The sequence below is a fragment of the Echinicola rosea genome (assembly GCF_005281475.1).
GTDB classification, from domain to species: Bacteria; Bacteroidota; Bacteroidia; order Cytophagales; family Cyclobacteriaceae; genus Echinicola; species Echinicola rosea.
This window is the reverse complement of sequence record NZ_CP040106.1, coordinates 5,586,888-5,612,957: the sequence shown is the minus strand read 5'-3', so window position 1 is coordinate 5,612,957 and position 26,070 is coordinate 5,586,888. Positions and strand designations below refer to the sequence as shown.

The window sequence follows — 26,070 nt, the reverse complement described above, 5'->3', positions numbered from 1 at the left end:
ACACTCCCTGATAATCTGTAATTAATGCTCTTCAACTCAATTGACTTTGCTATTTTCCTACCAATAGTTTTTGGTGTCTATTGGTTAATTGCTAATAAATTAAGGCTTCAAAATTTACTGATTTCATTTGCCAGTTATGTGTTTTACGGATGGTGGGATTGGAGGTTTTTAGCTTTAATTTTTTTTAGTACAATAGTTGACTATACTGTTGGACTTAAACTTAAGGATGAAGAAAGTCAAGCTAGGAGAAAGGCTCTTTTGTGGGTAAGTATTATTGTGAATCTTGGATTTTTAGGTTTTTTTAAATATTACAACTTTTTCCTTGACAATTTTACAACGGCTTTTTCGCTTTTTGGTACAGAAATTAAAGCAAGTTCCTTAAATATAGTACTACCTGTTGGAATTAGCTTTTACACTTTTCAAACAATGAGTTATACAATTGATATTTATAAACGAAAACTTGAACCAACTAATGATTTTATAGCCTTTTCAGCTTTTGTAAGTTTCTTTCCACAAATGGTGGCTGGACCAATTGAACGGGCTACAAACTTATTACCTCAGTTTTATACAAAAAGAAAGTTTGATTATTCACAAGGAGTTGACGGCATGCGTCAAATCTTATGGGGATTATTTAAGAAAGTTGTTATTGCTGACAATTGTGCTGAATATGCTAATCTAATTTTTAATAATTCAGATAGTTATACAGGAAGTACTTTAATTGTAGGTGCTTTATTTTTTACTATTCAAATTTATTGTGATTTTTCTGGATATTCAGATATAGCTATCGGAACGTCACGTTTATTTGGTTTCAAATTGATGCAAAATTTTGCATTCCCCTACTTTTCTAGAGATGTTGCAGAGTTTTGGAGGCGTTGGCATATTTCACTATCGACTTGGTTTAGAGACTATGTATATATTCCCTTAGGTGGTAGTAGAGGAAGTACTATGTTGAGAGTTAGAAATACTTTTATAATTTTCATATTAAGTGGTTTTTGGCACGGAGCGAATTGGACGTTTATCGTTTGGGGGGCTTTAAACGCACTTTATTTTCTACCATTATTATTGACTAAGAATAATAGAAATAATTTGGAAATAATAGCACAAGGGAACTACCTGCCAACAGTTAGAGAATTTTTATCTTTGCTACTAACTTTTGGGCTTACTGTTTTTGCATGGATATTTTTTAGAGCAGAGAATATTAAGCATGCTCTAAATTATATTAAAAGGATGGTGTTGGGTTTAACTGAAAAAGATGGGTACGTTGAGACACTAAGTTTATTTTCTAGAGAAATTGGTTACGTGTTACCTTTTTCATTGTTTCTTTTTTTAGTAATAGAGTGGCTGGGTCGAGAACAACAATATGCATTGGAAAATTTAACTATCAAATGGAAACGTGTTTACAGATACGCATGAACATACCCCAAAAATTGGGACAGTAAATTAAGTTAAAAATTTACCTTTAAATTTACTGTGATGACCACAAGAAGAAAATTTACATCGAAGTTCAAGACCAAGGTGGTTTTGGAATTGTTAAAAGAGCGCTCGTCTCTTGCTGAGCTGGCTCAGAAGTACGAACTGTCACCCCAGCAACTGAGCAACTGGAAGCGGGAATTTCTCAATGGAGCTGAAGAGGTTTTTGAAAAAAGCAGCAAAAACAAGAAAAACCCTGCCGATGAGGAAAAAGACCAGCTGCTCAAGACTATCGGCAAGCTCAAAGTTGAGAATGATTTTTTAAAAGACGCCTTGCGCTAGAACCTCTGGCAAAACGACGCAGCATGATACGCAAGGGTCATACCGAACTGAGTCTAAAGGCTCAATGCAACATCCTCAATGTCCATCGTTCTGGGATCTATTATCGGCCCAAGCCGGAATCGGAGCTGAATCTGGAACTCATGAGGTTGATGGACGAACACTATCTCCATCACCCCTACAAGGGAGCGCCTGGCATGCACACCTGGCTGACCCGGGATAAAGGATATAAGATCAGCAAAAACCGGGTGGAACGGCTGTATTATCGCTGCATGGGGCTGCAGGCAGTCATGCCCGGCAGACATACTTCCCGAAGGCACAAGGCCCATAAAGTGTATCCTTACTTGCTCAGGAACCTGGAAGTGACCCGTCCCAATCAGGTCTGGGCCATGGATATTACCTACATTCCGATGAAAAAAGGGTTTATGTATCTGACAGCGATCATTGATCTGTACAGCAGGCATATTGTCGGTTGGTCTATCTCAAACAATATGGATGCAGAATGGTGCAAAGAAGTACTCGAAGAGGCCATCAGTCAATATGGATGCCCGGAGATTCTCAATACGGATCAAGGGAGCCAGTTTACCTCAGAAGTCTTTACTGCAGCAGTAAAGTCCAACGACATCCGTCTGAGTATGGATGGAAAAGGAAGAGCAATTGACAATGTGTTTATCGAACGGTTCTGGCGAACAATCAAATATGAAAAGATCTATCTCAATCCACCACAGGACGGATTGGACCTCTATGCGCAGATAGCAGAATATATGGATTACTACAACAACCAAAGAAGGCACAGCAGCCTGGATAACCAAATTCCGGCAGAAGTCTATTCCTTGGTTGGGCAGGTGGCATAAAATCGAGTCTACCACATTCCCTCACTATCCTGAAAATCTAAAAGGGGATTTTCAGGTGTGGAAATAGGGAAAACTCATTAGACCTCTGTATACTTGAGATTATAGAAAATCTGTCCTAACTATTGGGGTATGCTCATTATACTGATCCGTTTTATCTTAGATTTACATCTCATAAACAAAAGAACTTAATTTTAGGAACATCTAGAGCAGCTCAGGGATTACAACCAGAAATTTTTAAAGAACGACTAGGTCTGGAAATTTATAATTATTCTTTTACACTTTCTCATAGTCCATACGGAAAGGTATATTATGAGAGTATAGTAAAGAAACATAATAAAGAGAAAAACGGGGTCTTTATTTTGGCAGTTGACCCTTGGAGTATTTCAAGTTGGTGCAATGACCCAAATGATTTAGCAAAATTTAGGGAAAACGAATTAAGTTTAGGTATTACGCATAATGTAAATATGTATCCTAACTTTGAGTATTTGTTGAAAAATCTGAAGGGAAATTATAAAGATATCTTACTGCCTCGAACACGTAAAGTTTTTTTGCACCACGATGGTTGGCTTGAAATTAAGGACATTCCTATGGATAGTTTGTCAGTTTCTAATAGGATTAATGAGAAATTATATGATTATAGAAATAAGTATCTATTAAAAACTAAGTATTCAAAGGTGAGATATGAATACTTATTAAAAATTATAAATTATTTATCGGATTATGGAGAAGTTTACTTGGTTAGACTTCCTGTTCACTTTAAGATGATGGAAATTGAAGAAGAATTAATGCCAAATTTCAACAATACCATTAAAGATGCTATTAAAAATTCACAAGGGTATCTTGATTTGACTGAATATAACTCTAGGTTTAAATACACAGATGGTAATCATCTACATAAGTCATCTGGAATAGAAGTTTCACAGCTTGTAGCCAATTGGATTGAAGAGAATAAAGGAAATAGATAGAGTATCAATAAGATTTTTTAAGATTATCTATAATATTCTTAAGGGTAGGTGAAATGTCTGGTAGTAATTCAAAAATATTAGTCGTAAAAGGAGTTTTCTGGAGTGGAATTCAATTGGTAGTAAATCAATCGTTTTCTTTTATTATAAAGTTAGTACTTGCTAAATTACTTTTCCCAGAAGATTTTGGATTAATTGGCATGGCAGTTGTTTTTACGGGCTTTGTTCAAGTACTTAATGATTTGGGAATAGCCTCAGCTTTAGTACAAAAGAAAGAAGAGGATTTGAAAGATTCTCACTTTCATACTGCTTTTTGGACAGGCCTGGCTTGGGGCGGAATGCTATATTTGCTAATGTGTTTACTCGTAGCCCCTTTGGCCAGTTCGTTTTATCAAGAACCATTGTTACAGGATTTGATCCCCGTATTGAGTCTTGGCATTTTATCAAGTCCAATAAATTTGGTGCATAAGGCTCAATTAACAAAGGCTATGAATTTTAAAAAAATAGCTGTCGTAGAGAATATTTCGAGCTTTGTGTCAGGTGTAATAGCAATAACTTTAGCTTTCATGGGGGCAGGTGTGTGGTCATTAGCCTTTAATGCTGTCGCATCCATTGTTGTTGCAATGCCCCTTTATTTTAATGCCACCAAATGGACACCAAAATTGATGTGGGAACAAGCTGCTTTTAAAGATGTTTTCGGATTTGGGTTATATACAACTGGAACCAGCATAGTCAACTATTTAATAGGCAACTTTGATTATTTGATGATCGGAAAACTACTTGATAGTCAGCTATTAGGAGTTTATACTTTTGCATTTGTTTTGACTGATACTTTCAGAAGTAAGTTGATGTCTGTTATTAATAAGGTAATGTATCCTGTATATGGTAAAATGCAATCAAGCGAGAAGAGTTTGAAGAAGTATTACCTAACTACTGTTAATTATAATAGTATAATTATATTTCCTATAATGCTATTTATGATCGTGTTGGGTGAGCAATTTATTCTTGATATTTTTGGAGAGAAATGGGAAGAATCAGTTGCTCCACTAAGTATTCTTGCTTTTGCTGTTATGATTCATATGATGGTTAATAGTAATACATCATTGATTCGGGGGATGGGAAAACCGCGATTGGAACTAACACTTCAAATAATAAAATCTTTAATTTTTATTCCTACATTATTTTTTGGAATTCATTTCTACGGCATTTTAGGAGCTGCTTGGGCTGTCGTGGTGAATAAAATTATTGCAGTGATCATTGCTCAATATACTTTTAATAAGCTTTTAATGATAAAAATAAGCACAGGGGAATTTTGGAACGTGGTAAAAAGTCCTTGGATAGCATCAGTAATAACTTACAGTATAATGGTCTATTTAAATAGATATGATATTAATTTAATTATATCGACATTAATTTTGTTTGTTATTTATTATGTAGTGATATGGTTATTAATGGGTAAAGAAATTAAACAACAGGTGTCTAATGTAATGTCTGAAAGTGAAAGGCGTAGCAATCAAAAAGTATGATTAGAGAAGTAATTAAAAAAGGAAAAAACGTCTTAGACAAGCGGTTAATAAAAGTGTGTTTTAAATCAAGAGGATTAGCCACACTATATTATACTTTCTTTAATTCGTCGTTTAAGCGAGAACATCAGGCTGTTTTATCTGGAAAGGTTAAACATCTGGAAGAAAGCCAAGTTAATAGAGGTAATTATTTCTTATTGACTAGAAATATACATAGGATCGAAAAAGGGCTTTTAATGAGGCCTCGGAGACCAGTTTTTGCGCGAGAGTATATAGCGGAAACGATTGACAGTTTTGAACAAATATGGGAGCCAGAGGTTGTTGAGACAAACCCTCAAATGAAATGGTTTTACGATGTGTTAGAAAATTATTTTGATGCTTGTAATAGCGATGATGTTGTTGACTTACAGCGTAGCCGATTTATAGAAATTATTAAAAGTAGAGCCCATAGTAATCATACTGATTCATCAGTGAAATCTAGTTCGGTTCCATATCATAGATTAGAGGAAGATAGAAGTACGATTGCATATGAAGAATTTTACAAGCTTACCAAGCAACGTCGTTCCGTTCGATGGTTTCTGGATAAAAAGGTTCCTAGAGAGCTTGTTGATAAAGCGATTTTAGCAGGTAACCAATCGCCAAGTGCGTGCAATCGACAGCCGTATGAGTTTCGTGTTTTTGATGACCCAAATTTGGTTAGTGAGCTTGTCCAATTGCCAATGGGGACCAAGGGATATGCAAATAATGTCCCTATGATGATTGCTTTGGTGGGGAATTTAGACGCATATTTTGACGAACGAGATCGTCACATTATTTATATAGATGCTTCGTTGGCAGCAATGTCATTTATGTTGGCATTGGAAACATTAGGGTTAAGCAGTTGCGCTATTAACTGGCCAGACATCGAAGTAAGAGAAAAGAAAATGGATCGCTTTTTAGGGTTGGAGCAACACCAACGGACAATTATGTGTTTGGCTGTGGGGTACCCGGATCCGGAAGGTAAAGTTGCCTATTCAGAAAAAAGACCGCTATCTTTATTAAGAAAATACAATTATGAGAACTAAACGAAGAATTAATATTGAGGTTAGAGGTGTCGGGTTTGTGAATAAAGGAGCAGAGTTAATGCTTCAGGCGATAAAACAGAAAGTTTTTAAGTATGATCCAGAAATAAATCTCGCAATTGAAATTCCCTATGGAAGGGGGGTTAAGGAGTCCAACGATCTTGTTAAGAGAGTACGCGAAGAGGGAATACTGGCCAAGCCTGCAGGTCGAGTACATGGAATCAATATTCCTCTGTTATATAATTTGTTGCCAATGGTAATTAGAGAAAAGAGAGGAATAATTTTAGAGAAAGATATTGATGTTATATTAGATGCTTCTGGTTTTGCTTTTGGAGATCAATGGGGCGCAGCCTTTGCCCAAAGGAGGTTGACAGCAAATATAGAAAGGTGGCATAACCAAGGGAAAAAGATAATATTGTTACCTCAAGCATTTGGGCCATTTAACGATACCTCAGTCAGAGAGGAAATGTCGAAAATTTTTCGGTTTGCTAATCTTATTTTTGCAAGAGATACTACATCTTATGAAAGCCTATTGAAATTGCATAAGGAAGATAATAAGATTACCAAATACCCTGATTTCACTAATCTCATTGAATGTGTTCCTCCAAAAGATTTCAACTCAGCTGAAAATCAAGTTGCGATTATACCAAATTTTAAAATGGGTGGTGTAGATGGAGGAATTGAAAAATATAAAGAACTACTTAAAAATTGTGTAGTGATTATTCAATCCATGAATTTCTCGCCTTTTTTCTTAATTCATGAAGGGGAAAGAGATGAGGCTATTGCGAATGATATAAATTTAATGTTGGAAGAGGGAGTTCCGGTAATAGCTGGTAAAAATGCTATGGAAATTAAAGGGATAATAGGAGCAACTCACGCTACTATAACGTCTAGGTTTCATGGGTTAGTAAGTGCTCTTTCGCAGGGAGTCCCTTGCTTGGCGACAAGTTGGAGTCATAAATATAAAAGGCTTTTGGATGATTATGAGTATTCAGATGGGCTTTTGACTGATTTATTAATTGATTTTGATGAGTTAAAATCAAAATTGGAATCTGTACTAATTCCTACATCTAATTTTCATATTAAGGAAAAGCTGTTATCGAAGGCAATTATACAAAAGCAGTTGAGTGAAGATATGTGGAAAAAAACATTTGCTGAATTAGAAAAATAGAATATTAGATGGACAAAGTTAAAGTTTCAATAATAATTCCATGTTTTAATAGCGAGCATTATATTGGAGAAACTCTTACCTACATTCTTAACCAATCTTACTCTGAATGGGAGTGCCTTTGTATAGATGATGGTTCCACTGATAATAGTATAAGTATAGTTAGAGATTTTATCTCAATAGACAGTCGTTTTAAGATTTTCAAACGACCTTCCCATATGAAAAAAGGAGGAAACTCTTGTAGGAATTATGGGTTTCAACTTGCGACTGGTGAATACATACAGTGGTTCGATAGCGATGACTTAATGCATGAGAAAATGTTAGAAGAAAAGGTCAAAGCATTAGATCGAAATTCGTCAGTTAATTATGTAGTATGTCATACTGGGTATTTTAATAATGATGATTCATCTAAAGTAGTCCCATATGATCAAAATCTTAATTCTACAGACTTCTATTTTGATTATTTAACATTTAAAGTTAAGATTTTCACACCTGGCCCCATGTTTAGAAAAGCATTTCTTGATTCAATGGATTTATTTAATATTAGTTTGAAGAGACATCAGGAGAAGGAGTTTTTCTTCAGGATAATATTAAGGGATAAGATGTTTTTAGTTTTGGATGATATTTTTGTGTTTCGACGGATGCACGAAGCTCAGCTTAGTTCGTCTGCAAATAGTTCGTCCAATAAATTAAAGATGGAATTTTACGCAAATAAAATAAATTATAGAAGTTTTGTTTTTTCTGATTTATCAGATAGTAAAGTGTTGTCTTATTTTAGAGGATTTTTTTTAAGGTATACGTACCGCCTTTTTAGGGAAGGTAAAATTCTTATAAGTGTCAAGTGCTTTATGGTCTATTTACAATCTTTGCTTAAAATAGCTGTTTTTTAACAATTATATTTCTGGTTTATATGTAATTCCTGAGTGGCTACATAATGCATTGTAACAAAAGAATTTTGGCTACCAAGTAAGTTTTAACAAAATAAAAAGATCTTTATTGAGAAAATGAAACTGCTTCTATTTATACCCCAAGCAGTATACATTTAATTGAAGGAAGAAAGTGACTTGTAGAAATGAATAATCTAAATATACTTTTTATTTGCAGGAATATTCCAGTTCCTGGATTGAGGGAAAATGATATTATTTTAAGAATCGCTAAATCGGTTAAAAAGATAGAGGGGGTATCTTTATCGGTTTGGTTTCCGTGCGAATACTTACCTAAGCTTCCATTTGCCTTCAAGCATCGTTATGATATCCTTTCTAATTTACCGAAAAGCTTTTTAGAGGGAGGGGTTTTTGTTGAAAAAGCAAGTTATTTTAGACTACCTACCCTAAAGTTCTCGTATTTGTTTATTAAATCCTTTTTATTTCTAAACAGGAAGTTAGTAAAACAAGCTAAAAAGTATAATATAATTCATGCGCATTATATTTTACCTGATGGAAAGATGGGATTATATTTAAAGGATCGTTTCGGAATACCGTTAGTTGTAACCTTAAGAAATGGTGATCTTGATAAGATTAATAAACTTTCAAAGAATAGTCTAATGTATAGAAATTATTTGGAAGTAATAGAGAGGGCTGATGAAGTGATTGTACATAATTATATTACTGAGCAATGGGTGCTCGGGAGAGGTAGGCAATGCACTAAAATTCCACATGGTATTGATACCTCCATGGTTAAAGGAATTAATTATAAAAAAGAAGCCACCATTTTATGTGTCTCAAGCCTCATAAAGAGAAAAAATGTCGATTGGGTGGTCAATGCTTTTAAAAAGGTAAAAGCTGAAAATTGGAAACTAAAAATCATAGGAGATGGAGCAGAAATTTCCAAATTAAAATCTTTAGCAAATAAAAGTGATCAAATTATTTTCTTGGGCCGACAAACTCAAAAGGAGGTTCTTGCTGAAATGGTCAAAGCTTCCATATTTGTTTTGCCTAGTGAAAATGAAACTTTTGGTTTGGTTTATCTTGAAGCTGCATTAAGCAAATGTGCAATCATTGGGAAATCTAGAACCGGAATATATGGTTGGTTAAAAGAAGATGAGGAAGCCTTATACGTTAATTCTGTTTCTGACTTAATAATAAAATTTAGAACTCTTATAGATAATCCAATATTGAGAGAGAACATACAAGAAGCCGGCTTTATAAAAGTAGAAAATGAATTTCATTGGTCTAAACCTATACAACAATATATATCCATTTATAAAGACCTTATATAGTTGATAAATGTTGGATTTATAATGTAAAATATCATTTAATAGATGCGAATATTATTGTTTTATCAATATTTTGGTACCCCAAAAGGTAGTTGGAGTACACGTATATATGAATTATCAATGCGATGGGTAAATGAGGGGCATAAAGTTACCGTGGTCACTTCACCTTACGAAAAATCCGATATAAAATCAAGCGGCTTTATAAGCCATCAAGAGATTGATGGAATAAAATTAATTGTGATAAATTCAGCTGATTCAAATAAAAATTCATTTATAGTTCGTGTGATGAAAGCCATTTTATTTTCATTGGTCAGCGTTTGGTATTCCCTTACATCTAAATATGATATTTGTTTGGCTTCATCTGGTCCTATTACTATAGGGTTGCCAATGATTCTGGCAAAAAAAATCAGGAACAAAAAAACAGTATTTGAAGTGAGGGATCTTTGGCCCGCTGGGGCGATTGAACTTAATCTCCTTAAATCAGGATTTCAAAAGAAATTGGCATTATGGTTTGAGAAATCTTGTTACAAAAATGCTGATCTAATTGTTACAGCTTCGATTGGTCAAAAAAGACATATTGCAAGTAGGACCTTAAATAAACGCATTGAAGTTGTACCAAACGCTTCGGATTTAGACTTATTTGGCGGAAATGTGACTGGTCAATTGCCTTCTTGGACAACTGATAAGATATTATTAACCCATATAGGGTCATTGGGTCTTATTCATAATATTGATTATTGGATGAACATAGCTGAAGAGATATCGAAAATAGATGTCAAAAAGCAAGTGCTAATGGTTTTTATAGGAGATGGTGCTGATAAAGAACGACTTTTGCAGCATAAGGAAAAAATGAATTTAACGAATATTCTGTTCTTAGGGCTTAAACCGAAAATAGAATTGCCAATTTGGGTACAAAATAGCCATGCCACCTTGTTTGCTACTTTAGATAATCCTGTTCAAAGCACTTGTAGTCCGAATAAGATTTTTGATTCCTTTGCTGCGTCAAGACCCATTATTCAGACGACTAAAGGTTGGATTAAAGACCTCGTTGACCAACATAATTGCGGAATTAATATTGATTTAGACCGACCAAAAGATGCTGCTAGAAACATTATGGATTTTGTCATGGACAAGGAGAGAGTCCGGGTGGCAGGAGAAAATGCGTATTTTTTGGCGGAAAATGAGTTTAATAGAGACAAATTAGCATCAACTTATCTTACTTACCTAGAATCCATTGTCAATGAATAATGTGCTGTTAACAGGAGGTAGAGGTTTTCTAAATACTATTTTAATAGAAGCATTAGAAGAGGAATCAAATATGCACGTTGTAACTGTTGGGCGGAGCAATGCTGATATTCAAGTCGATATAAGAGATGTTTTTACTATTCCAACCAGCGAAAATTTCGATATGGTTATACATGCTGCAGGAAAAGCACATTCAAACCCAATTACAACTAAGGAAGAAAATGAGTTTCACCTTGTGAATTTTGAAGGTACAAAAAACCTTTGTCGTGCTTTAGAAGGGTTGGGAGTTATTCCAAAAAAGTTTATTTTTATAAGTACTGTAGCAGTGTATGGTGTGACTGAAGGTATAGATATTAAAGAGGAGCATCCTCTTAATGGTGTATCTGCTTACGCTTATAGTAAAATTTTAGCAGAAACTTGGTTACAAGATTGGGCATATAAGCATAATGTTACATTAGGTATTCTGCGTCTGCCTCTTATTGTTGGTCCTAACCCACCAGGTAATCTTCAAAAAATGATTAGTGGAATTAAATCTGGCAGGTACTTGAGTATTGGAGACGCCAATGCGAGGAAAAGTATGGTTTTTGGGGAGGATATTGCTAAAATTATTCCACTATTAGCTAAAAAAGGTGGGACTTATAATTTAACTGATGGATATCACCCTACATTTAGGGAATTAGAGATGGTTATAGCGGCTTCACTTGAAAGGAAAAAACCAATCAAAGTACCTTTTTGGTTTGCTAACGGGTTAGCTAGGATAGGAGATATAACCGGAAACCGCTTTCCTATTGATTCAGATAAATTAAAAAAAATCACTTCTGTACTTACTTTTGATGACAGTAAGGCAAGGAAAGAATTGGGGTGGAGTCCAAGTAATGTATTGGAAAAATTAGCTGAAATTCTGAAATAACATAAAGTATGGATACCAACAATTTCATTTTAAATTATCTTCAACGTAAGGAGAGCCTTTTTTCTAAGGATATAGAAGCTAATAGTGAAGAGCTTAAAGGAAATATAGAAGAAAAAAGCCTGATAATTATAGGCGGTGCAGGTACAATAGGCTCTTCTTTTATTAAAGCAGCTTTAAAGTTTAGACCTGCTAAGGTAGTAGTGGTTGATATCAATGAAAATGGTTTAACCGAATTGGTCAGAGACCTTAGAAGTATAGCAGACCTATATATTCCTGAGGAATTCTATACTTACCCACTTTCCTTTGATAGCTTTGCTTTCAGAAAGTTGTTTATTTCTCATGGTCCTTTTGATATAGTCGCCAATTTTGCGGCGCATAAACATGTCAGAAGCGAAAAAGATATATTTTCTATAGAAGCTTTATTAGAAAATAACTTGGTAAAGGCAAAAGGATTATTGGATTTATTGGTTGAATATCCACCTAAGCACTTTTTCTGTGTTTCTACAGATAAAGCAGCTAATCCTGTAAATATAATGGGGGCTAGTAAAAAGATGATGGAGGAACTAATACTGTCCTATGGAGATCAGTTGAAAGTCTCTACTGCTCGATTTGCCAATGTAGCTTTTTCAAATGGATCATTGTTAGATGGTTTTTTAAGGCGGATTGAGAAAAGTCAACCTTTGTCTTGTCCAAGTGATGTGAAACGTTTTTTTGTTTCTCCTCAGGAGTCGGGTGAAATTTGTTTAATGGCATGTGTACTGGGACGAAATAAAGAAATTTTCTTTCCAAAATTGGATATGGAAAAGGACTTGATCAAGTTTGCGGATATTTTCACTCCTCTTTTACGAGAGCTCGGCTTTGAACCTGTAATTTTTAACTCTGATGTTGAAGCAAGAAGAAATATACATCTGATCAATGAAGGGAAGTATCCAGTTTACGTGTTTAAGACGGACACTTCAGGAGAAAAATTGTTTGAAGAGTTCTATACGGAAGAAGAACTATTTGATTTGGATAAATTTAATGCATTGGGGACAATTGCCAAGGAGGCTACTTATCCTATGAGTGAATTTGATAATATATTTGAGGAGTTACATGAGATAATGGATAGAGAAGAAACAAAAAAATCAGATATTGTAAGATGGCTGAAAAAATATATTCCTGAGTTTAAGCATATTGAAACAGGGTTAAGTTTAGATAAAAAAATGTAAAAATATGCTGAAAAGAGCGTTTGATATTATTTCATCTTTAATTGTCCTGGTTTTGATTTCTCCTTTGATGATTCCTATTATGATCCTGCTTCGGTTGACAGGTGAGGGTAAGGTGTTTTATATTCAACAACGGGTAGGGAAAAGTGGGAAGAACTTTGGTTTATTCAAATTTGCGACGATGCTGGAAAATAGTCCAAATTTGGCTGGAGGGGATGTAACGGCAGGAAGCGATCCAAGAGTGCTTCCTGTAGGTAGGGTGTTAAGGAAGACCAAGATCAATGAAATTCCCCAATTGCTGAATATTTTTTTAGGAGATATTAGTGTGGTAGGCCCAAGACCTTTGACCCCACGAACTTTTGGTTTCTATCCAGAAAGTATTCAAGTGCAAATTAGAGACTTGAAACCAGGGCTTACAGGGATAGGAAGTATAGTGTTTAGGGATGAAGAAAGTGTGTTGGCCAATTCTCCCAAGCCACACTTACAATGTTACCAAGAAGACATCGCCCCTTATAAGGGCGAATTGGAGGTTTGGTATAAGAAAAATTATTCTTTTAAACTTGATATTCTGTTAATATTTCTGACTGCTTGGGCAATATTCTTTCCTAAGTCAAACCTGCATTTAAAATTGTTTAAAGACTTGCCTAAAAGTAAAACCTTATCTTTAAGCGCATAATTAAATATGGCACAGAAAGTGCTAGGGGTGGATGAGAAGAGCTGACAATGAGAAGGTAATAATGAATTATATGGTTAACCAAAGGCGTTTTTATTTAGGAGCGCTGCTCTATTTAGTGTTGATAAATTTAGGATGGGGTCAGACCACCCCAGCAGGCTCTCCAGTTTTTGAAGAAGCTATCCGGAGAAAGCAATTATTAGGTGAACTGGATTCTACCGTTAGTTTCAATATTAGACCAATTCAGCTTAGGTTTTTATATAATCAAGAGGTGTATGCGGATTATCAGTATTTTGAAGGAGGAGATAAATTGGGAGCAATCGAACGGAAAACTGACAAGAAGTATTTTAGCTATTTGCCCCTAAGAAACACCTTGGCCTATAATTCCGTTAGGCCTTACGGATGGGGAGACGGACCTATGATCCCTAATGTAGGTTTTCAAAATAAGTTTTCAGGGGGAGTGGCAGCCAAATTCCATTTTATCAATATCCAATTAATGCCTGAATGGGTATGGGCGCAGAACAATGATTTTGATGGGTATCCTAACAATTTTAGCAATAGTGTAAATAAGGCTCGGTATTGGTTTTGGAATTATGGGGACCATCCGGAAAGGTTTGGAGAAAAGAGTTATAACAGATTAGGTTGGGGACAGTCAAAAATCACCTTGGGCTATGGCGCTTTTGAAATAGGCGCTTCCACTGAAAACATTTGGTGGGGCCCGGGGCAGTTCAATGCCTTGATCTTTTCCAATAATGCCCCTGGTTTTCCCCACTTGACCCTGAATACGACCCGTCCGGCAAAAACCTTTCTAGGTTCTTTTGAAGGACAACTTATCATGGGCCGCTTGGAGCCGTCCGGCCATGCCCCCAGCCAGTTGAAGGCCTTGAATGACCAATTTTTTAGACCGCTGTCAGATGACTGGCGGTATCTGAACGGTATTTCTGTTTCCTACCAACCCAAATGGGTACCGGGATTGTTCTTGGGATTCAACAGGACCTTCCAGCAATATAGTGAGGACAAGAGCGATTCCTTTGAGGACTGGTTTCCGATCTTTGAAGTATTTACAAAAAGCGGATTGTTTGAAGATGGAAATTCTGTAGATTATGATAGCAGGGCACAGGATCAACAGGTTTCTGTATTTGGAAGATACCTTATAACAAAAGCCAATGCAGAGATCTATTTTGAATATGGAAGAAGGGATCATGCTTATACTGACAGGGAGTTTGTATTGAATCCAGAGCACGCACGGGCTTATTTGTTGGGCTTTAACAAACTCTTTGAACTACCTTATCCAAATAAATATGTGCAGATCAGGGCCGAAATGACCCAACAACAAGAATCAGTTAACCGTTATATACGGTACGGAGGATTGGACGGAGGAACGTCTTGGGGGACACATTATCAGGTTAGGGGATTTACGCATTATGGACAACCTTTGGGAGTAGGTATCGGTACGGGAAGCAATGTTCAAACCATCGAAGTCTCCTTAATTGATAAATTAAATAAATATGGCATTGTGTTAGAACGCCTAGCTAACCACCAAGACTTTTATTATCGTGGTTTAGGTCAGCAAGAAGAAAGACAACCTTGGGTAGACCTTTCGTTAGGCTTCCTGTTCGATTATCAGTGGGATCGATTTCTGCTAAGTTCTTGTCTTCAAATGATCAATGGACTCAATTACCAGTGGCAGCTTGATCCTGCCAGTACGGAAGAGTTTCCGGTTGGAAAGGACAAGTTCAGTGTGTTTGCACAAGCGCATTTAATTTATTTGATAGGGAAGAAGTAGTATGGAGATAGGAGACTTGAGTCTTGAGAGGTAAGAATGAAACTGGTTTACTGTTTTTATAATGAGGTAGTTCTAAAAACTGAGATTACGTTTCTGGTTCCTTCGTGGATAAAGTGGGATTCTTTGATATAGTAATAATCGTTATTGAAGGATTCAATTTTATTCCCCCTTTCAGGGGGCTAGGGGGTAACTTCTAACAACAGACCCTAATAAACAAAACATAAAATGCAAACAACAAAACCAGCCCTTTTGATATTAGCTGCGGGTATGGGCTCGCGGTATGGGGGGAACAAGCAGATTGATGGCTTTGGCCCTAATAACGAAACCATTTTGGAATACGCCATTTACGATGCCATCCAGGCCGGATTCGGCAAGGTAGTGTTTATCGTAAGGGCAGAGATCCTAGACCTGGTAAAAGATCGTTTTCTGAATAAGATAAATGATCAGATCCAGGTCGAATTTGTGATCCAATCCCTCACCAGCTTGGTACCTGCAGCTCATCAAAACCCTGAACGGACGAAGCCCTACGGTACAGCACATGCGGTACTCTGTGCCAAGGAGGTAATAGAGGAACCTTTTGCGGTCATCAATGCAGATGATTTCTATGGTAAGGAAGCCATCGAGCGATTGGGAGCCTTTTTGACCCAGCCTCAAGGGGATAACCAACATTGTATGGTGGGCTATGCCCTTAAAAATGTGCTTTCGAAGCACGGTACTGTTAACCGAGGTGTCTGTGAAGCCAATGATAACGACGAACTTACCGGAATGACCGAGCGCGAAAAGATCTCCCGGGAAGGAGAGAAGGTCATTAGCCGCATGGGTGAGGACGTTCTTGAAATCAGTGAAAATACCCCGGTTTCCATGAACTGCTGGGGATTTCAGCCATCCTTCTTCGAAGATACAGAAAAGCGATGGAAAGTTTTCTTGGAAGAAAACAAGGACAATATCAAAGCAGAATTCTATATCCCCACCGTGGTGAATGACCTTATTGCCGAAAACAAGGCTTCCGTCAAGATATTGGAAGGTGGAAAGACCTGGTTTGGCGTGACCTATCCGGAGGACAAGGTTACCGTGGAAGAAGCTCTGAATTTTCTGCACCAGAAATGTGTTTATCCAGGGAAATTATGGGAGCGAAAAAAAATCCGAATGTAGATAGAAGAATTTCAGTTTTATAAATTGGATGAAAGCCATTTGCGAAAGTGAATGGCTTTTTTATTGTCTTTTTTTTCAGGACTCCGGTCCAAATGGTGAAATTGTTTTCTTTCTGTTTGTGAATTTGCCATTGAATCAAAAAATATTGATCATGGCAAATTATAACACAAAATCATCAAACAATGTCCTTTCCTCGACACCACATTTTGAAGAGGTAAAGTCATTTTTTATCCAACAGTCCGTCCCCGTTTCCGAGGCAGAAGTCTTTTATTTTTACTACCAGTCCACCGGGTGGCACAAGGAGAACGGGATGCCGCTGGACAATTGGAAAGAAGCTGCCAATGATTGGTTGTACAATCTCGAAAACTAGTGTTTTATGGCGACAAAGCAAAAGACCGAAAAAGTGGTGGTGATGTCCAAGATATCCAGAGACCGCTACCAGGAGCTGTTGGTACTGTTGTCGAAATCCACCAACCATTCCATGAGTGCGCTGATAAGGCAAATCCTTTCAAACAGGCCTGTCAAGTGTAGAACATATGACCAGACCTATGACCGGGTCCTGGAAGGAATGCATTCCATTCAGATGGAAATCCAGGAAATAGCGGTAAACGTTGACCAAATGGTCCATGACGTTTTGGTCAACAGTGGTACTCCCAAGGATCGGAAAATGGCCAGACGACTGGAAGGGAAGCTGAAAGAGGCACTGTGGAAATTGGAAGTATTGGAGAAGATGGTGCAGGGACATTTCGGGACATGATAGCAGTAATAAATGTAGGTAGGAGCATCAACAGTATCCTTTATTACCATTTCAGGAAGATCAGAGAAGGCAAGGCCGAGTTGATTACGGTACATGGCTTTGGGAGCCAGGGGGAGCGTATGGACCGAAAGGAACTGAATGCGTATTTTCGATCCTATACCCGCAGGAACAATAGGGTAAAGGTGAATGCCATCCATATCTTCCTGCACTTTTCCAAAACTGACAGTTTGAATAAAAACAGGTTACGGTATATTGCCCAGCAATACATGAAGCGAATCGGTTATGGCAAACAACCCTATTTGGTTTTCAACCATACAGATAGTTACAATCCCCACATACATGTCCTCAGTACCACCATATCCAAAAACGGAAAACGGTTGGAAACCCATCATCTGGGAAAGACCCTCTCTAAGAAGGCTCGTAGGGAGTTGGTGGCCGAGATGGGACGTCATACTTTTCCACAACGACCGGAGCAATATTCATATCCGGCACGTTTGGAGAAACTTGAGTATGGTAAAACAGAAACCCTTGGTACAATGGAGAACATCATAAAAGATGTCCTACGCCTGTATACGTTTGGCTCGATACCTGAATTTGCAGCTGTTTTGCGCCAGTTCAACGTTGGGCTGGTACAGGGCAAAAGAGGAGGGAGGATGTGGAGGAACCGTGGACTGGCCTATTGTCCAATGGGAAATAATGGAAAGCATGTGGGCGGTCTGGTGAGGGCAAGTTCCTTTTCCATACGGCCCACATTCGAGAATATCTCCAATCATATAGAACGGAGGAAAAGCGGGTTCATCTCCAAAGTGTCCGAAGCAAAAGAACGCTTTTTGGAAGTCCTGGATGAAATCGCCAAAAATAGGTTCCCGGACCTGGACGGGCGCCTTAAAAAGAATGGATTTGCCATCAGTATCCAAAAGGGAAGGGGTGATAAAAGGGCCATAGCCATTGACCACCTTAACAGGACTGCGTTTACTGTCTCGGGAAATTTGTTGGGCGGTGTTTCACGGCCTATGAAAGTAAAATTGAAGGAGAAGTACCCTTTGCTTCTAGATGGAATGGGGAACAGTATTGGTGGGGAGGAAGAAATGGAAAGGATGCCTGTATGGAACCTGGATGCCACACCGGTACTCCAGGATTTTATGGAAAACGTGGGCAGGATAAGGAGGGGTCAGTTCAGGAAGTCTTCCCGGATCAAAGGTTCCCAAAAAGAAAGATTGTCACCAAAACAATCATAATGGCTACAGGAGAGAACCAACAGGCCCTTCGCAAGATCCTTGACCTCACGCGCAAGATCAGCATTGCCGTCCTGCTAATCCACTTTTACCTGGCACTCCCATACGTGTTTTCCAAGTGGGGCCTTTCGTGGCCCTTTCTGGTGGTGTTTGTGGAGAATGTGGGGAAATTGCCCTTTCTGGGAGATGCCCAAAATGCCAAAATACTTTGTTTGGGACTGCTCTATGTCAGCCTGCTTGGTGCAAAGGGAAAAAAAGACACTGCCGTTAAATGGCCACCTGCTTTGACCGCCTTGGTGCTGGGAAGTATCCTGTTTTTTGTGTCAGTTTATTGGAAGGCAATAGTACCGGACCTAGTGGCTTTTGGCTACTGCTACCTGGTCTCCATGGTGGCAGGCTTCCTTATGGTCCTGTGGGGAGGGGGAAGGTTGTCCCGCTGTCTAAAGGAACAGGTGGGAAAGGATGTGTTCAACTATGAGAATGAGACCTTCCCTCAACAGGAACGCCTGCTTGAAAATGAATATTCCATAAACCTTCCGGCCCTCTACCGTCTGAAACAGAAGACAAGGGCCAGCTGGATCAATATCATCAACCCTTTCCGTGCCCTTTTGGTACTGGGAACCCCGGGATCCGGGAAGAGCTATTTCGTGATCCGCCATGTGATCACCCAGCATATCGCCAAGGGGTTTTCCATGTTTATCTATGACTTCAAGTACGATGACCTTTCCAGGATCGCCTACAATGCCCTGCAAAAAAACAGGGCAGCCTATAGGATAGCACCGACCTTCTACACCATCAATTTTGATGACCTTTCCCGCAGTCATCGGTGCAACCCCCTCGAACCGTCCACCATGCTGGACATCACCGATGCCAGTGAGGCTTCAAGGACCATTATGATGGGACTCAACCGGGAATGGATAAAAAAACAAGGGGACTTTTTTGTGGAATCGCCTATAAATTTCCTGACCGCCGTGATCTGGTTTCTCAAACGGTACAAGGAAGGGAAGTATTGTACCCTTCCCCATGTCATTGAAATGATGCAGGTAGAGTACGAGAAGTTGTTTTCGGTCCTGCGGTGCGAACCGGAGATAGAGGTGCTGATCAATCCCTTTGTCTCCGCATTTATGCAAGGGGCTGCCGATCAACTTGAAGGCCAGATTGCCAGTGCAAAGATCACCATGGCCCGGTTATCCTCCCCACAGCTTTACTATGTGCTTTCCGAAAGTGAATTTACATTGGATATCAACAATCCGGACAGGCCGAAGATCGTATGCATGGGAAACAACCCGCAAAAGCAACAGGTGTACGGTGCAGTGCTGAGCCTGTATATTTCCAGGATCACCAAGCTGGCCAACCAGAAGGGAAAGCTCAAGTCCAGCCTAGTTTTCGATGAATTTCCGACCATTTATTTTAACGGGATAGATAACCTGATCGCCACGGCAAGGAGCAACAAGGTGGCGACCTGTTTGGGCGTTCAGGATTACAGCCAGCTCAAAAAGGACTACGGCAGGGAGCATGCAGAGGTGATCATGAACACGGTGGGCAATATCGTATCGGGGCAGGTGCTTGGCGATACGGCAAAGCAATTGTCCGAACGCTTTGGGAAGATCCGACAGCCCAGGCAGAGCAGGTCCGTCAATTCCAACGATACCACCATTAGCCATTCGGTACAGCTTGACCTTGCAGTGCCCCAATCTACGATCGCCTCCCTGTCCTCGGGGGAATTTGTGGGGATGGTGGCCGATACGCCCGATCAGCCCATGAAATTAAAAGGATTTCATGCCGCTATCCAAAATGACCATGAGGCAATCCGAAGGGAAGAAAGTGGGTACCAGCCCATTCCACCATGCAGGAAACTAACCGAACACGAAGTGGCCAATAATTACAAAAGGATCAAATCCGAGGTCAGCGAACTGATAGAATCGGAACTGGACCGGATGCTGGACAGCCCAGGACTGGCAGGCCTGATCATCAGAAAGCGATAAAGGTCCATAATTGGTGACTTGAAGCCCATAGCGGATTGAACCATGGTTGAATTGCAAAAGTAAGACAGCTGAATGGTAAAATAGGGCAGGCTCATGAAAGGCCAAGGGATTGCGAAATCCGTATCGAAGGTGCCTTTTAGTATTCAGAAATGGTTTCCCTCCATTCTTGGATTGAAGGACTTTACATGGGCTTTTCTTATAAAATTCATCATGGCAAAACCAATGGTGGCATAGTGGTTTTTCCGAAAATTCTAAGGGGGAATAATGGTTTTTTAATGTTAAAGTTTATTTAGGCCTCCTTGGAAAATAGATATAATTAACCTTTTAGTGACTTAACTGAAAGGTTAATTTGTTTTTAGGGTACTTTGAAGTAAAATAAAGAGTACAATTTGTGTAAGGAAAAGTACAATTACTGAATTGAAGAGGTTGATTTTTGGGGTGGTTTTGACAATTGGACACACCTGTCCTGTAATTCTTCTTTCCGGCGGTAGTTTTTGTCAAGCAGCTTTGTTGGTGGGCGGGGATTCCTGTTGGTTTCTTCGTTTGGCAACTGCTACGGCGTTGGCTGCCATAATGCCGAACAGCACGGCCAGCTTTTCCCTTTTATCTCCCTTTACTCGTATTTTAACCAGTCCATAGTGGTTTTTATGGTTTCCGAAAGCCCCTTCCATTGCCGTTGCCCTTTGTTTGGAGACTTCAGCACTCAGCATCTTTTCGGCTTTGCTGTGGGGTCTGGGGCCTTTTTTGGGGAAGCCGGTGAATATGTCTTTGGAGGTACAATACTTTCTGTTGGCATTGGTGGCATAAATCCGGTCGGCACCCAGCTGGGAAGTCTGTCCGAAAACCCGGGTATGTTTTACCGTGGATATTTTCAACCGGGTACATTCATTGAAGTTGTTGAAGTCCAGTTTATCGATAAATGATAGCCCGCCTGTCTGAAGGATATGGGCTTTCATACCGAACTCCACACGTTTGTTTTCCTTTCCCCGGACGATCGGCCGGAGATAAGGTTTATGGAGGGAAACGATGCGGTCCTTAAGTTCGGAGGGAGGATTTTCCAACAAAAACTGCTGCTGGACCAAGACTTTTTTGATGGTCTTCAGACAGGCAAAGTCATTTGGTCTAAAACCCGCCCCTTGATAAAAGTCCAGGATCTCTTGTAACTGGCCAAGTCCTTTTTCCAACAGGAAGACCAGGGATTTTTTCCTTTTGAGAGTTTCCTTAAAGGATTTGCGTCTTTTACGGAAGTAGCCAAGCTGTTTGGTCTTCTGCTCCCTGTATTTTGACCGGGGCCTTTTTATGCCCAATTGTTTACATTTTTTGAACAGTTGCTTTTCAAACACCCACTGGCAGCATTCCCAGAGTAGTTTGGGGTCGGTGGGGAAACGGACATAACTTTCATAACAGGTGGCATCCATTAATAAGACGTGGCTGTTGTCCACATCCTGTTTCCGGTGATCCATTAGTACCTCTTGGACCTGTTCCCAGTGGCAGTGTTCCTCGATGTAGGCCCTGATCCGTGTCATAATGGTAAGGTCCCGGATCTGTTGGTCTACTGCCAATACTTTCCCGCAGAAATACTGAAGGCTCCAGTCGGTATTGAAACGCTCAATCAATTGGCGGTCTGAGGTATTCAGGTAGGCTTTCAAAAACATCAGGGCAAACATGCCCTTGGCACCGAACCACCTTGGGGCACCAGGCCCCTGCAGCTTTTCAGGAACAAGGCTCGAAAGCTTTTCCCATGGCAGGCTGTCATGGATCTGGCCAAGCAAGGAATTCTTGAAAAAGTGATACTTTGGAGAGTATCCGTCAAAGTCTTTGAAAATAGGGAGCTGTATGGTATCTTTCATAGTATTTTTGTCTGCAAACAAAAAATACGAAAAATAAAACCCCGGAAAAAGCCCTTTTGGACGATTTTCGGGGTTTTTGAGTTATTTTTCCGCAACCCTGTTTATTAAGAATCAGTGATTTAGCTAATTAACAAGATGCCCTATTTATTGTATATCAAGAGCAAGAAAACTAAAGTGTACATTTTTATGGTACGTAAGTCCTGTATAGCATCTTGGTACCTTTGGGCAATAAATATTGTACTGTCCTCCGTAACGTTCGGACAGGAGCTGGACAGGGATAGTTTGCGGAAAAAAGTAGAGCAGTTTCAGCAAACACCCGGTTACAAGAAAGACACAGCCTATATCAAGGCCCTGAACCATCTTGCCTATCGGTATTGGAGTACCGTTCCGGATTCTGTGATGGCCATATCAAAAAGGGCCCTCCTGTTCAGCAACCGCATAGGATACCAAAGGGGAGTGGTGGTCGCAATGATCAATATCGGTACGGCCCATTATGAAAAAGGGAACTTCCAAGAGGCCATGGAGGTGGAAAGGGATGCCATGATACGGGCCGAACAGATGGGGCTCAGAAAGGAAATAGGGGTATTGTGCATAAACCTGTCGATGGTCTACATGGACATCGGTTTGTACGAAAAGGCACAGCAACTGGCCTATAGGGGCCTGGAAATCGCCACTGAGAACGGTTATGACAAGCAGGTGGCCCGCAACCATTGGACCCTTGGGCAGGTCCATGAGCTTCAGGGGAATTTGCATGAAGCAAGGAAGTCCTTTGCCCGGAGCAAGGCCCTTTATGACCGTGCAGGTTACAAGGATCTCCTGCACATGTTGGATATAAGGATAGGCCGGGTTTACCTCAAGGAAAACCAGCCTGCAACAGCCCTTGAGTTTTACGAAAAGGCCCTGAAAGAAAGTAGGGACCTGGGCCACAGGGCCGGCATGGTCAGGTCCTTTATGGCCTTAGGGGACTTTTTGGAACAGACGGGAAATCCAACGGAGGCCATGGAAAAGTATGCCGAGGCAACAAACATTGCCATGAAGCTGGGAACCGAACAAAAAGTGGCCGAAGCAGACCTTAAAGTAGCCAAGTGCCTGCTTGGGACAGGAAAACCAGAAGAGGCATATGTTCAGGTGCAAAGGGGACTCCGACTGGCACGGAAAATCAACCATATGACCTTGACAAGGGAGGGAGTACTCGTCTTAAGTGAAATACAAGCGGCTATGGGAGATTATAAAGCGGCACTCGACAGTTATCGGGAATATACCTCGCTTGGAGACAGTCTGATGAACCAAGAGGTAAGGACGCAGCTGGTGCGGGCCGAGGAGCAGTTCCGGCATGGCCAGGAAATAAGGACAGTCAACCAAAGGCACCAGGAGCAGTTGCTTCGCCAGCGCAATTTAACCTATTTTATCCTTGTCCTATCGATATTGTTGGTCGTGATGGTCGTGTTGTTATTTCTCTATCTCCGGAATATCCGCCGTACCAACAGGATACAAAAACTTCACCAAGAAGAGATTGATGCGCAGAACAGGGAGCTTGAAAGGATGGGGAAATTCAAGGACAGGATATTGTCGGTAGTGGCACATGATGTAAAGACACCGTTGAACTCCCTGAAAAGTACCGTTGACATGTACCGGGAAGGGATGTTCACCAAGGAAGAAATGGGCATGCTTACCAATGATATCAGCATGAAATTGAACGAGGTAAATTTTTTTGTAAATGACCTCGTCCTGTGGGCGAAAAGCCAGATGACCGAAGCTTCGGCACGCCCGGTCAGGTTTGAAATAAAGGAAATAGTGGAAAAGACCATATCGCTGCTCCTCCCGGACGCAAAAAGGAAAGGGATAGAGGTCCTTGACCGAACAGGGCCAGGGATGGTCTTTGCCGATGTGGAAATGGTCAAAATTGTTGTCCGTAACTTTCTGGCCAATGCCATTAAATATTCCGGTAAGGGCGATGGGATCATAATTAGCTCCAGTATCCAAAGTGGGGAAAGGTTGTTGGTGGTCTCTGTAGAGGATACAGGGACAGGGATTCCTGCCGAAAAACTTCCGCATATCTTCGATGAGGTGAACATGAGCACCGAAGGTACCCACCATGAAATAGGTACCGGACTGGGACTTGTGCTGAGCAGGCAATACATGGAAATGAACCATGGGAAAATAGGGGTGGAGTCGGAACAGGGAAAGGGAAGTACGTTCTGGTTTGCCCTTCCATTGGCCGAACAACCTTCTTGAAGCGAAGGCCTTGGCCTGTTGCCTTCGGTTGGTTCTTCAGGTTCACCAAGAGAGCAGGTTGGAGGCATTGTCCCCGAATTACTACGGTATCCCCGGATTGTTGTCGTGGATGGAATGTCATGGGCAAGCGTATGGGGGAAATGTTCAAGGTCGGCAATGGTTTCCGTGAGATTGTAGGCCTCATTTTTTTATTCTTGTTTAGCACGTTAATGTTACTGGATGGGACTTTCAAAGAGGTGCCCGGCAGGTTGGTGTCAAGAATACGGAAAGGGAATGGATGAGTTCGGTATTTTTCCTGCCAATACCATAAGCTTCGATGTCAGGATGTAGTATTGGATGTCGATTACTTTATTTTCCATTTTCATGATTAGGTGTTGCAATGTTACAGAATGGTCAGTAAATCCGGAAAGGAGGCCTGTTACAGTAGGCAAAGTAGTTTTCAATAAGCCCGCACAACAATGAGATGGAGGTAAATCCGACCGCTAGCGGGAGCTTTCGGCCCTTTTGTTCGCATTCACTTGTTGTCCCTTTAGTGCTGCTGTTTTTCCACCATCATGCAGACATGATAAACCAGGTCCATTTAAAATAAAGTTGAGACAATTGTTTTGGTATAAATGAGGGAAAATGTAGGCTTAATTTTATGGTTTTTTGAGGTAATGGAGGATCATGACAAGCGTTATTGGTTGTGAAATTAATTATGCCGTACCTGAAATGCGCCAATTAGGTTGTATGTGCTGATTTTCCAGGGATATATTAATAATATAATATTAAGTTGTATATGTATAAATAATATGGTTAATTTAGGACAGTCGCCTAGGGGAGGTCAAGTGGATTTGCAAGGCGGGATTGACAAATGCCGAGCTTTTTAGTTATCGATTTTAATCCTCATCCTTTTTGGTTGGCTAATGAACCATTTTCGGGATTGGAAGTCCCGGTCATTGCACTAATTGGCCACTTTTTTAATGTTTTTGAAGGTGGTTGCTAAGATTCGAAAGCTTTGGCCGTTTTTTATATTTCAACTGACATTTTATGCTTAACCGCGAAATTTTATTGGTGGATGATGATCAGGTGATCAACCTTGTGCACCAAAGAATGATCAAAAAGAATTTCCCTTCCTTCAAATTGGAAGTGCATACATCGGCAAGGGGCTGCCTGGATTATATATTGCTCCATCCAAAGACATGTTTTCTCCTGTTCCTGGATATACATATGCCACAAATGGGCGGGTGGGAATTTATTGATGAATTGCTCAAAAGGGGGCTGACAGATAGGTTACATGTTTTTATTGTATCATCTTCCATCGATCCCAGGGATTTTGACCGCGCAAAGGGAATTGATATTGTACATGATTTTTTAGCAAAACCCCTTTCCAGTGAGATTCTTGAGGAAATAAAAGTGGATGTGTCCTTTTGTTCCTGAGAGAGGGCAGAAATGACCAATAAAAGTGAAAAATCGAGGGTAACTAGGCCATGAAAGTTCAAGTGGGACAACATGTCGTCCCTGCT

At 39.9% G+C, this 26,070-nt stretch carries 22 protein-coding genes; 21 read left to right on the top strand and 1 reads right to left on the bottom strand.

Annotated elements, in window-relative coordinates:
- Positions 1-24 precede the first annotated feature (24 nt).
- The 19 genes from FDP09_RS21800 to mobC all read left to right on the top strand — a co-directional run bounded on the left by FDP09_RS21800 (position 25) and on the right by mobC (position 20,480).
- Positions 25-1,413, top strand: a complete 1,389-nt coding sequence (locus tag FDP09_RS21800; protein WP_137404617.1) for an MBOAT family O-acyltransferase — start codon at positions 25-27, stop codon at positions 1,411-1,413.
- A 60-nt stretch (positions 1,414-1,473) separates the two neighbouring features.
- Positions 1,474-1,752: a transposase gene (locus FDP09_RS21795; protein ID WP_137404616.1), complete on the top strand. Its 279-nt coding sequence runs from the start codon at positions 1,474-1,476 to the stop codon at positions 1,750-1,752.
- A gap of 5 nt (positions 1,753-1,757) precedes the next feature.
- Entirely contained in the window at positions 1,758-2,603 is an 846-nt protein-coding gene (locus tag FDP09_RS21790; protein ID WP_262710674.1) for an IS3 family transposase, read from the top strand.
- Between the two features lie 122 nt (positions 2,604-2,725).
- On the top strand, positions 2,726-3,568 hold the full coding sequence (locus tag FDP09_RS21785) for a hypothetical protein (protein ID WP_137404614.1): 843 nt from the start codon (positions 2,726-2,728) through the stop codon (positions 3,566-3,568).
- A gap of 53 nt (positions 3,569-3,621) precedes the next feature.
- Positions 3,622-5,091 (top strand): lipopolysaccharide biosynthesis protein, encoded by a 1,470-nt coding sequence (locus FDP09_RS21780; RefSeq protein WP_137404613.1) that lies wholly within the window; start codon positions 3,622-3,624, stop codon positions 5,089-5,091.
- A complete protein-coding gene (locus FDP09_RS21775; protein WP_137404612.1) occupies positions 5,088-6,152 on the top strand; it encodes a nitroreductase family protein in 1,065 nt (354 codons plus the stop codon). The genes FDP09_RS21780 and FDP09_RS21775 overlap by 4 nt, the downstream gene beginning before the upstream one ends.
- Positions 6,142-7,320 carry a polysaccharide pyruvyl transferase family protein gene (locus FDP09_RS21770; RefSeq protein WP_137404611.1) on the top strand — a complete coding sequence of 393 codons (1,179 nt, stop codon included), beginning with the start codon at positions 6,142-6,144 and terminating at the stop codon, positions 7,318-7,320. Before FDP09_RS21775 ends, FDP09_RS21770 begins: the two co-directional genes overlap by 11 nt.
- Positions 7,321-7,328: 8 nt before the next feature.
- A complete protein-coding gene (locus tag FDP09_RS21765; RefSeq protein WP_137404610.1) occupies positions 7,329-8,207 on the top strand; it encodes a glycosyltransferase family 2 protein in 879 nt (292 codons plus the stop codon).
- Between the two features lie 182 nt (positions 8,208-8,389).
- The gene (locus FDP09_RS21760) at positions 8,390-9,535 is read left to right on the top strand and encodes a glycosyltransferase family 4 protein (RefSeq protein WP_137404609.1); all 1,146 of its coding nucleotides are present in this window, start codon (positions 8,390-8,392) and stop codon (positions 9,533-9,535) included.
- A gap of 42 nt (positions 9,536-9,577) precedes the next feature.
- Positions 9,578-10,780 (top strand): glycosyltransferase family 4 protein, encoded by a 1,203-nt coding sequence (locus FDP09_RS21755; RefSeq protein ID WP_137404608.1) that lies wholly within the window; start codon positions 9,578-9,580, stop codon positions 10,778-10,780.
- Positions 10,773-11,687 (top strand): NAD-dependent epimerase/dehydratase family protein, encoded by a 915-nt coding sequence (locus FDP09_RS21750; RefSeq protein WP_137404607.1) that lies wholly within the window; start codon positions 10,773-10,775, stop codon positions 11,685-11,687. The genes FDP09_RS21755 and FDP09_RS21750 overlap by 8 nt, the downstream gene beginning before the upstream one ends.
- Before the next feature lie 8 nt (positions 11,688-11,695).
- On the top strand, positions 11,696-12,895 hold the full coding sequence (locus FDP09_RS21745; RefSeq protein WP_137404606.1) for a polysaccharide biosynthesis protein: 1,200 nt from the start codon (positions 11,696-11,698) through the stop codon (positions 12,893-12,895).
- Between the two features lie 4 nt (positions 12,896-12,899).
- Complete coding sequence (locus FDP09_RS21740) at positions 12,900-13,568, top strand: sugar transferase (RefSeq protein ID WP_222840308.1); 669 nt, start codon at positions 12,900-12,902, stop codon at positions 13,566-13,568.
- 70 nt (positions 13,569-13,638) lie between these two features.
- Positions 13,639-15,351 carry a capsule assembly Wzi family protein gene (locus FDP09_RS21735; protein WP_137404605.1) on the top strand — a complete coding sequence of 571 codons (1,713 nt, stop codon included), beginning with the start codon at positions 13,639-13,641 and terminating at the stop codon, positions 15,349-15,351.
- A 225-nt stretch (positions 15,352-15,576) separates the two neighbouring features.
- Positions 15,577-16,503 carry a nucleotidyltransferase family protein gene (locus FDP09_RS21730; RefSeq protein WP_137404604.1) on the top strand — a complete coding sequence of 309 codons (927 nt, stop codon included), beginning with the start codon at positions 15,577-15,579 and terminating at the stop codon, positions 16,501-16,503.
- A 151-nt stretch (positions 16,504-16,654) separates the two neighbouring features.
- Entirely contained in the window at positions 16,655-16,873 is a 219-nt protein-coding gene (locus FDP09_RS21725; RefSeq protein ID WP_137404603.1) for a hypothetical protein, read from the top strand.
- A gap of 6 nt (positions 16,874-16,879) precedes the next feature.
- Entirely contained in the window at positions 16,880-17,260 is a 381-nt protein-coding gene (locus FDP09_RS21720) for a hypothetical protein (RefSeq protein WP_137404602.1), read from the top strand.
- The gene (locus FDP09_RS21715) at positions 17,209-18,498 is read left to right on the top strand and encodes a relaxase/mobilization nuclease domain-containing protein (protein ID WP_187328744.1); all 1,290 of its coding nucleotides are present in this window, start codon (positions 17,209-17,211) and stop codon (positions 18,496-18,498) included. The genes FDP09_RS21720 and FDP09_RS21715 overlap by 52 nt, the downstream gene beginning before the upstream one ends.
- On the top strand, positions 18,498-20,480 hold the full coding sequence (gene mobC / locus FDP09_RS21710) for a conjugal transfer protein MobC (RefSeq protein ID WP_137404600.1): 1,983 nt from the start codon (positions 18,498-18,500) through the stop codon (positions 20,478-20,480). The genes FDP09_RS21715 and mobC overlap by 1 nt, the downstream gene beginning before the upstream one ends.
- A 497-nt stretch (positions 20,481-20,977) precedes the next feature.
- Here mobC and FDP09_RS21705 read toward each other — a convergent pair whose 3' ends face one another.
- Entirely contained in the window at positions 20,978-22,330 is a 1,353-nt protein-coding gene (locus tag FDP09_RS21705; protein ID WP_137404599.1) for a transposase, read from the bottom strand.
- A gap of 135 nt (positions 22,331-22,465) precedes the next feature.
- Between FDP09_RS21705 and FDP09_RS21700 the strand changes: the two genes are divergently transcribed.
- Positions 22,466-24,565, top strand: a complete 2,100-nt coding sequence (locus tag FDP09_RS21700; protein ID WP_137404598.1) for an ATP-binding protein — start codon at positions 22,466-22,468, stop codon at positions 24,563-24,565.
- A 1,029-nt stretch (positions 24,566-25,594) separates the two neighbouring features.
- Positions 25,595-25,984 carry a response regulator gene (locus tag FDP09_RS21695; RefSeq protein ID WP_137404597.1) on the top strand — a complete coding sequence of 130 codons (390 nt, stop codon included), beginning with the start codon at positions 25,595-25,597 and terminating at the stop codon, positions 25,982-25,984.
- Positions 25,985-26,070 lie beyond the last annotated feature (86 nt).

Bases quoted from the DNA above. Each gene is read 5' to 3' on its own strand.
- FDP09_RS21795 (WP_137404616.1), top strand. From the start codon at position 1,474: ATGACCACAAGAAGAAAATTTACATCGAAGTTCAAGACCAAGGTGGTT.
- FDP09_RS21735 (WP_137404605.1), top strand. From the start codon at position 13,639: ATGGTTAACCAAAGGCGTTTTTATTTAGGAGCGCTGCTCTATTTAGTG.
- FDP09_RS21700 (WP_137404598.1), top strand. From the start codon at position 22,466: ATGCCCTATTTATTGTATATCAAGAGCAAGAAAACTAAAGTGTACATT.
- FDP09_RS21770 (WP_137404611.1), top strand. From the start codon at position 6,142: ATGAGAACTAAACGAAGAATTAATATTGAGGTTAGAGGTGTCGGGTTT.
- FDP09_RS21780 (WP_137404613.1), top strand. From the start codon at position 3,622: ATGTCTGGTAGTAATTCAAAAATATTAGTCGTAAAAGGAGTTTTCTGG.
- FDP09_RS21760 (WP_137404609.1), top strand. From the start codon at position 8,390: ATGAATAATCTAAATATACTTTTTATTTGCAGGAATATTCCAGTTCCT.
- FDP09_RS21745 (WP_137404606.1), top strand. From the start codon at position 11,696: ATGGATACCAACAATTTCATTTTAAATTATCTTCAACGTAAGGAGAGC.
- FDP09_RS21730 (WP_137404604.1), top strand. From the start codon at position 15,577: ATGCAAACAACAAAACCAGCCCTTTTGATATTAGCTGCGGGTATGGGC.
- FDP09_RS21740 (WP_222840308.1), top strand. From the start codon at position 12,900: ATGCTGAAAAGAGCGTTTGATATTATTTCATCTTTAATTGTCCTGGTT.
- FDP09_RS21705 (WP_137404599.1), bottom strand. From the start codon at position 22,330: ATGAAAGATACCATACAGCTCCCTATTTTCAAAGACTTTGACGGATAC.
- FDP09_RS21720 (WP_137404602.1), top strand. From the start codon at position 16,880: ATGGCGACAAAGCAAAAGACCGAAAAAGTGGTGGTGATGTCCAAGATA.
- mobC (WP_137404600.1), top strand. From the start codon at position 18,498: ATGGCTACAGGAGAGAACCAACAGGCCCTTCGCAAGATCCTTGACCTC.
- FDP09_RS21775 (WP_137404612.1), top strand. From the start codon at position 5,088: ATGATTAGAGAAGTAATTAAAAAAGGAAAAAACGTCTTAGACAAGCGG.
- FDP09_RS21695 (WP_137404597.1), top strand. From the start codon at position 25,595: ATGCTTAACCGCGAAATTTTATTGGTGGATGATGATCAGGTGATCAAC.
- FDP09_RS21755 (WP_137404608.1), top strand. From the start codon at position 9,578: ATGCGAATATTATTGTTTTATCAATATTTTGGTACCCCAAAAGGTAGT.
- FDP09_RS21725 (WP_137404603.1), top strand. From the start codon at position 16,655: ATGGCAAATTATAACACAAAATCATCAAACAATGTCCTTTCCTCGACA.
- FDP09_RS21765 (WP_137404610.1), top strand. From the start codon at position 7,329: ATGGACAAAGTTAAAGTTTCAATAATAATTCCATGTTTTAATAGCGAG.
- FDP09_RS21750 (WP_137404607.1), top strand. From the start codon at position 10,773: ATGAATAATGTGCTGTTAACAGGAGGTAGAGGTTTTCTAAATACTATT.
- FDP09_RS21800 (WP_137404617.1), top strand. From the start codon at position 25: ATGCTCTTCAACTCAATTGACTTTGCTATTTTCCTACCAATAGTTTTT.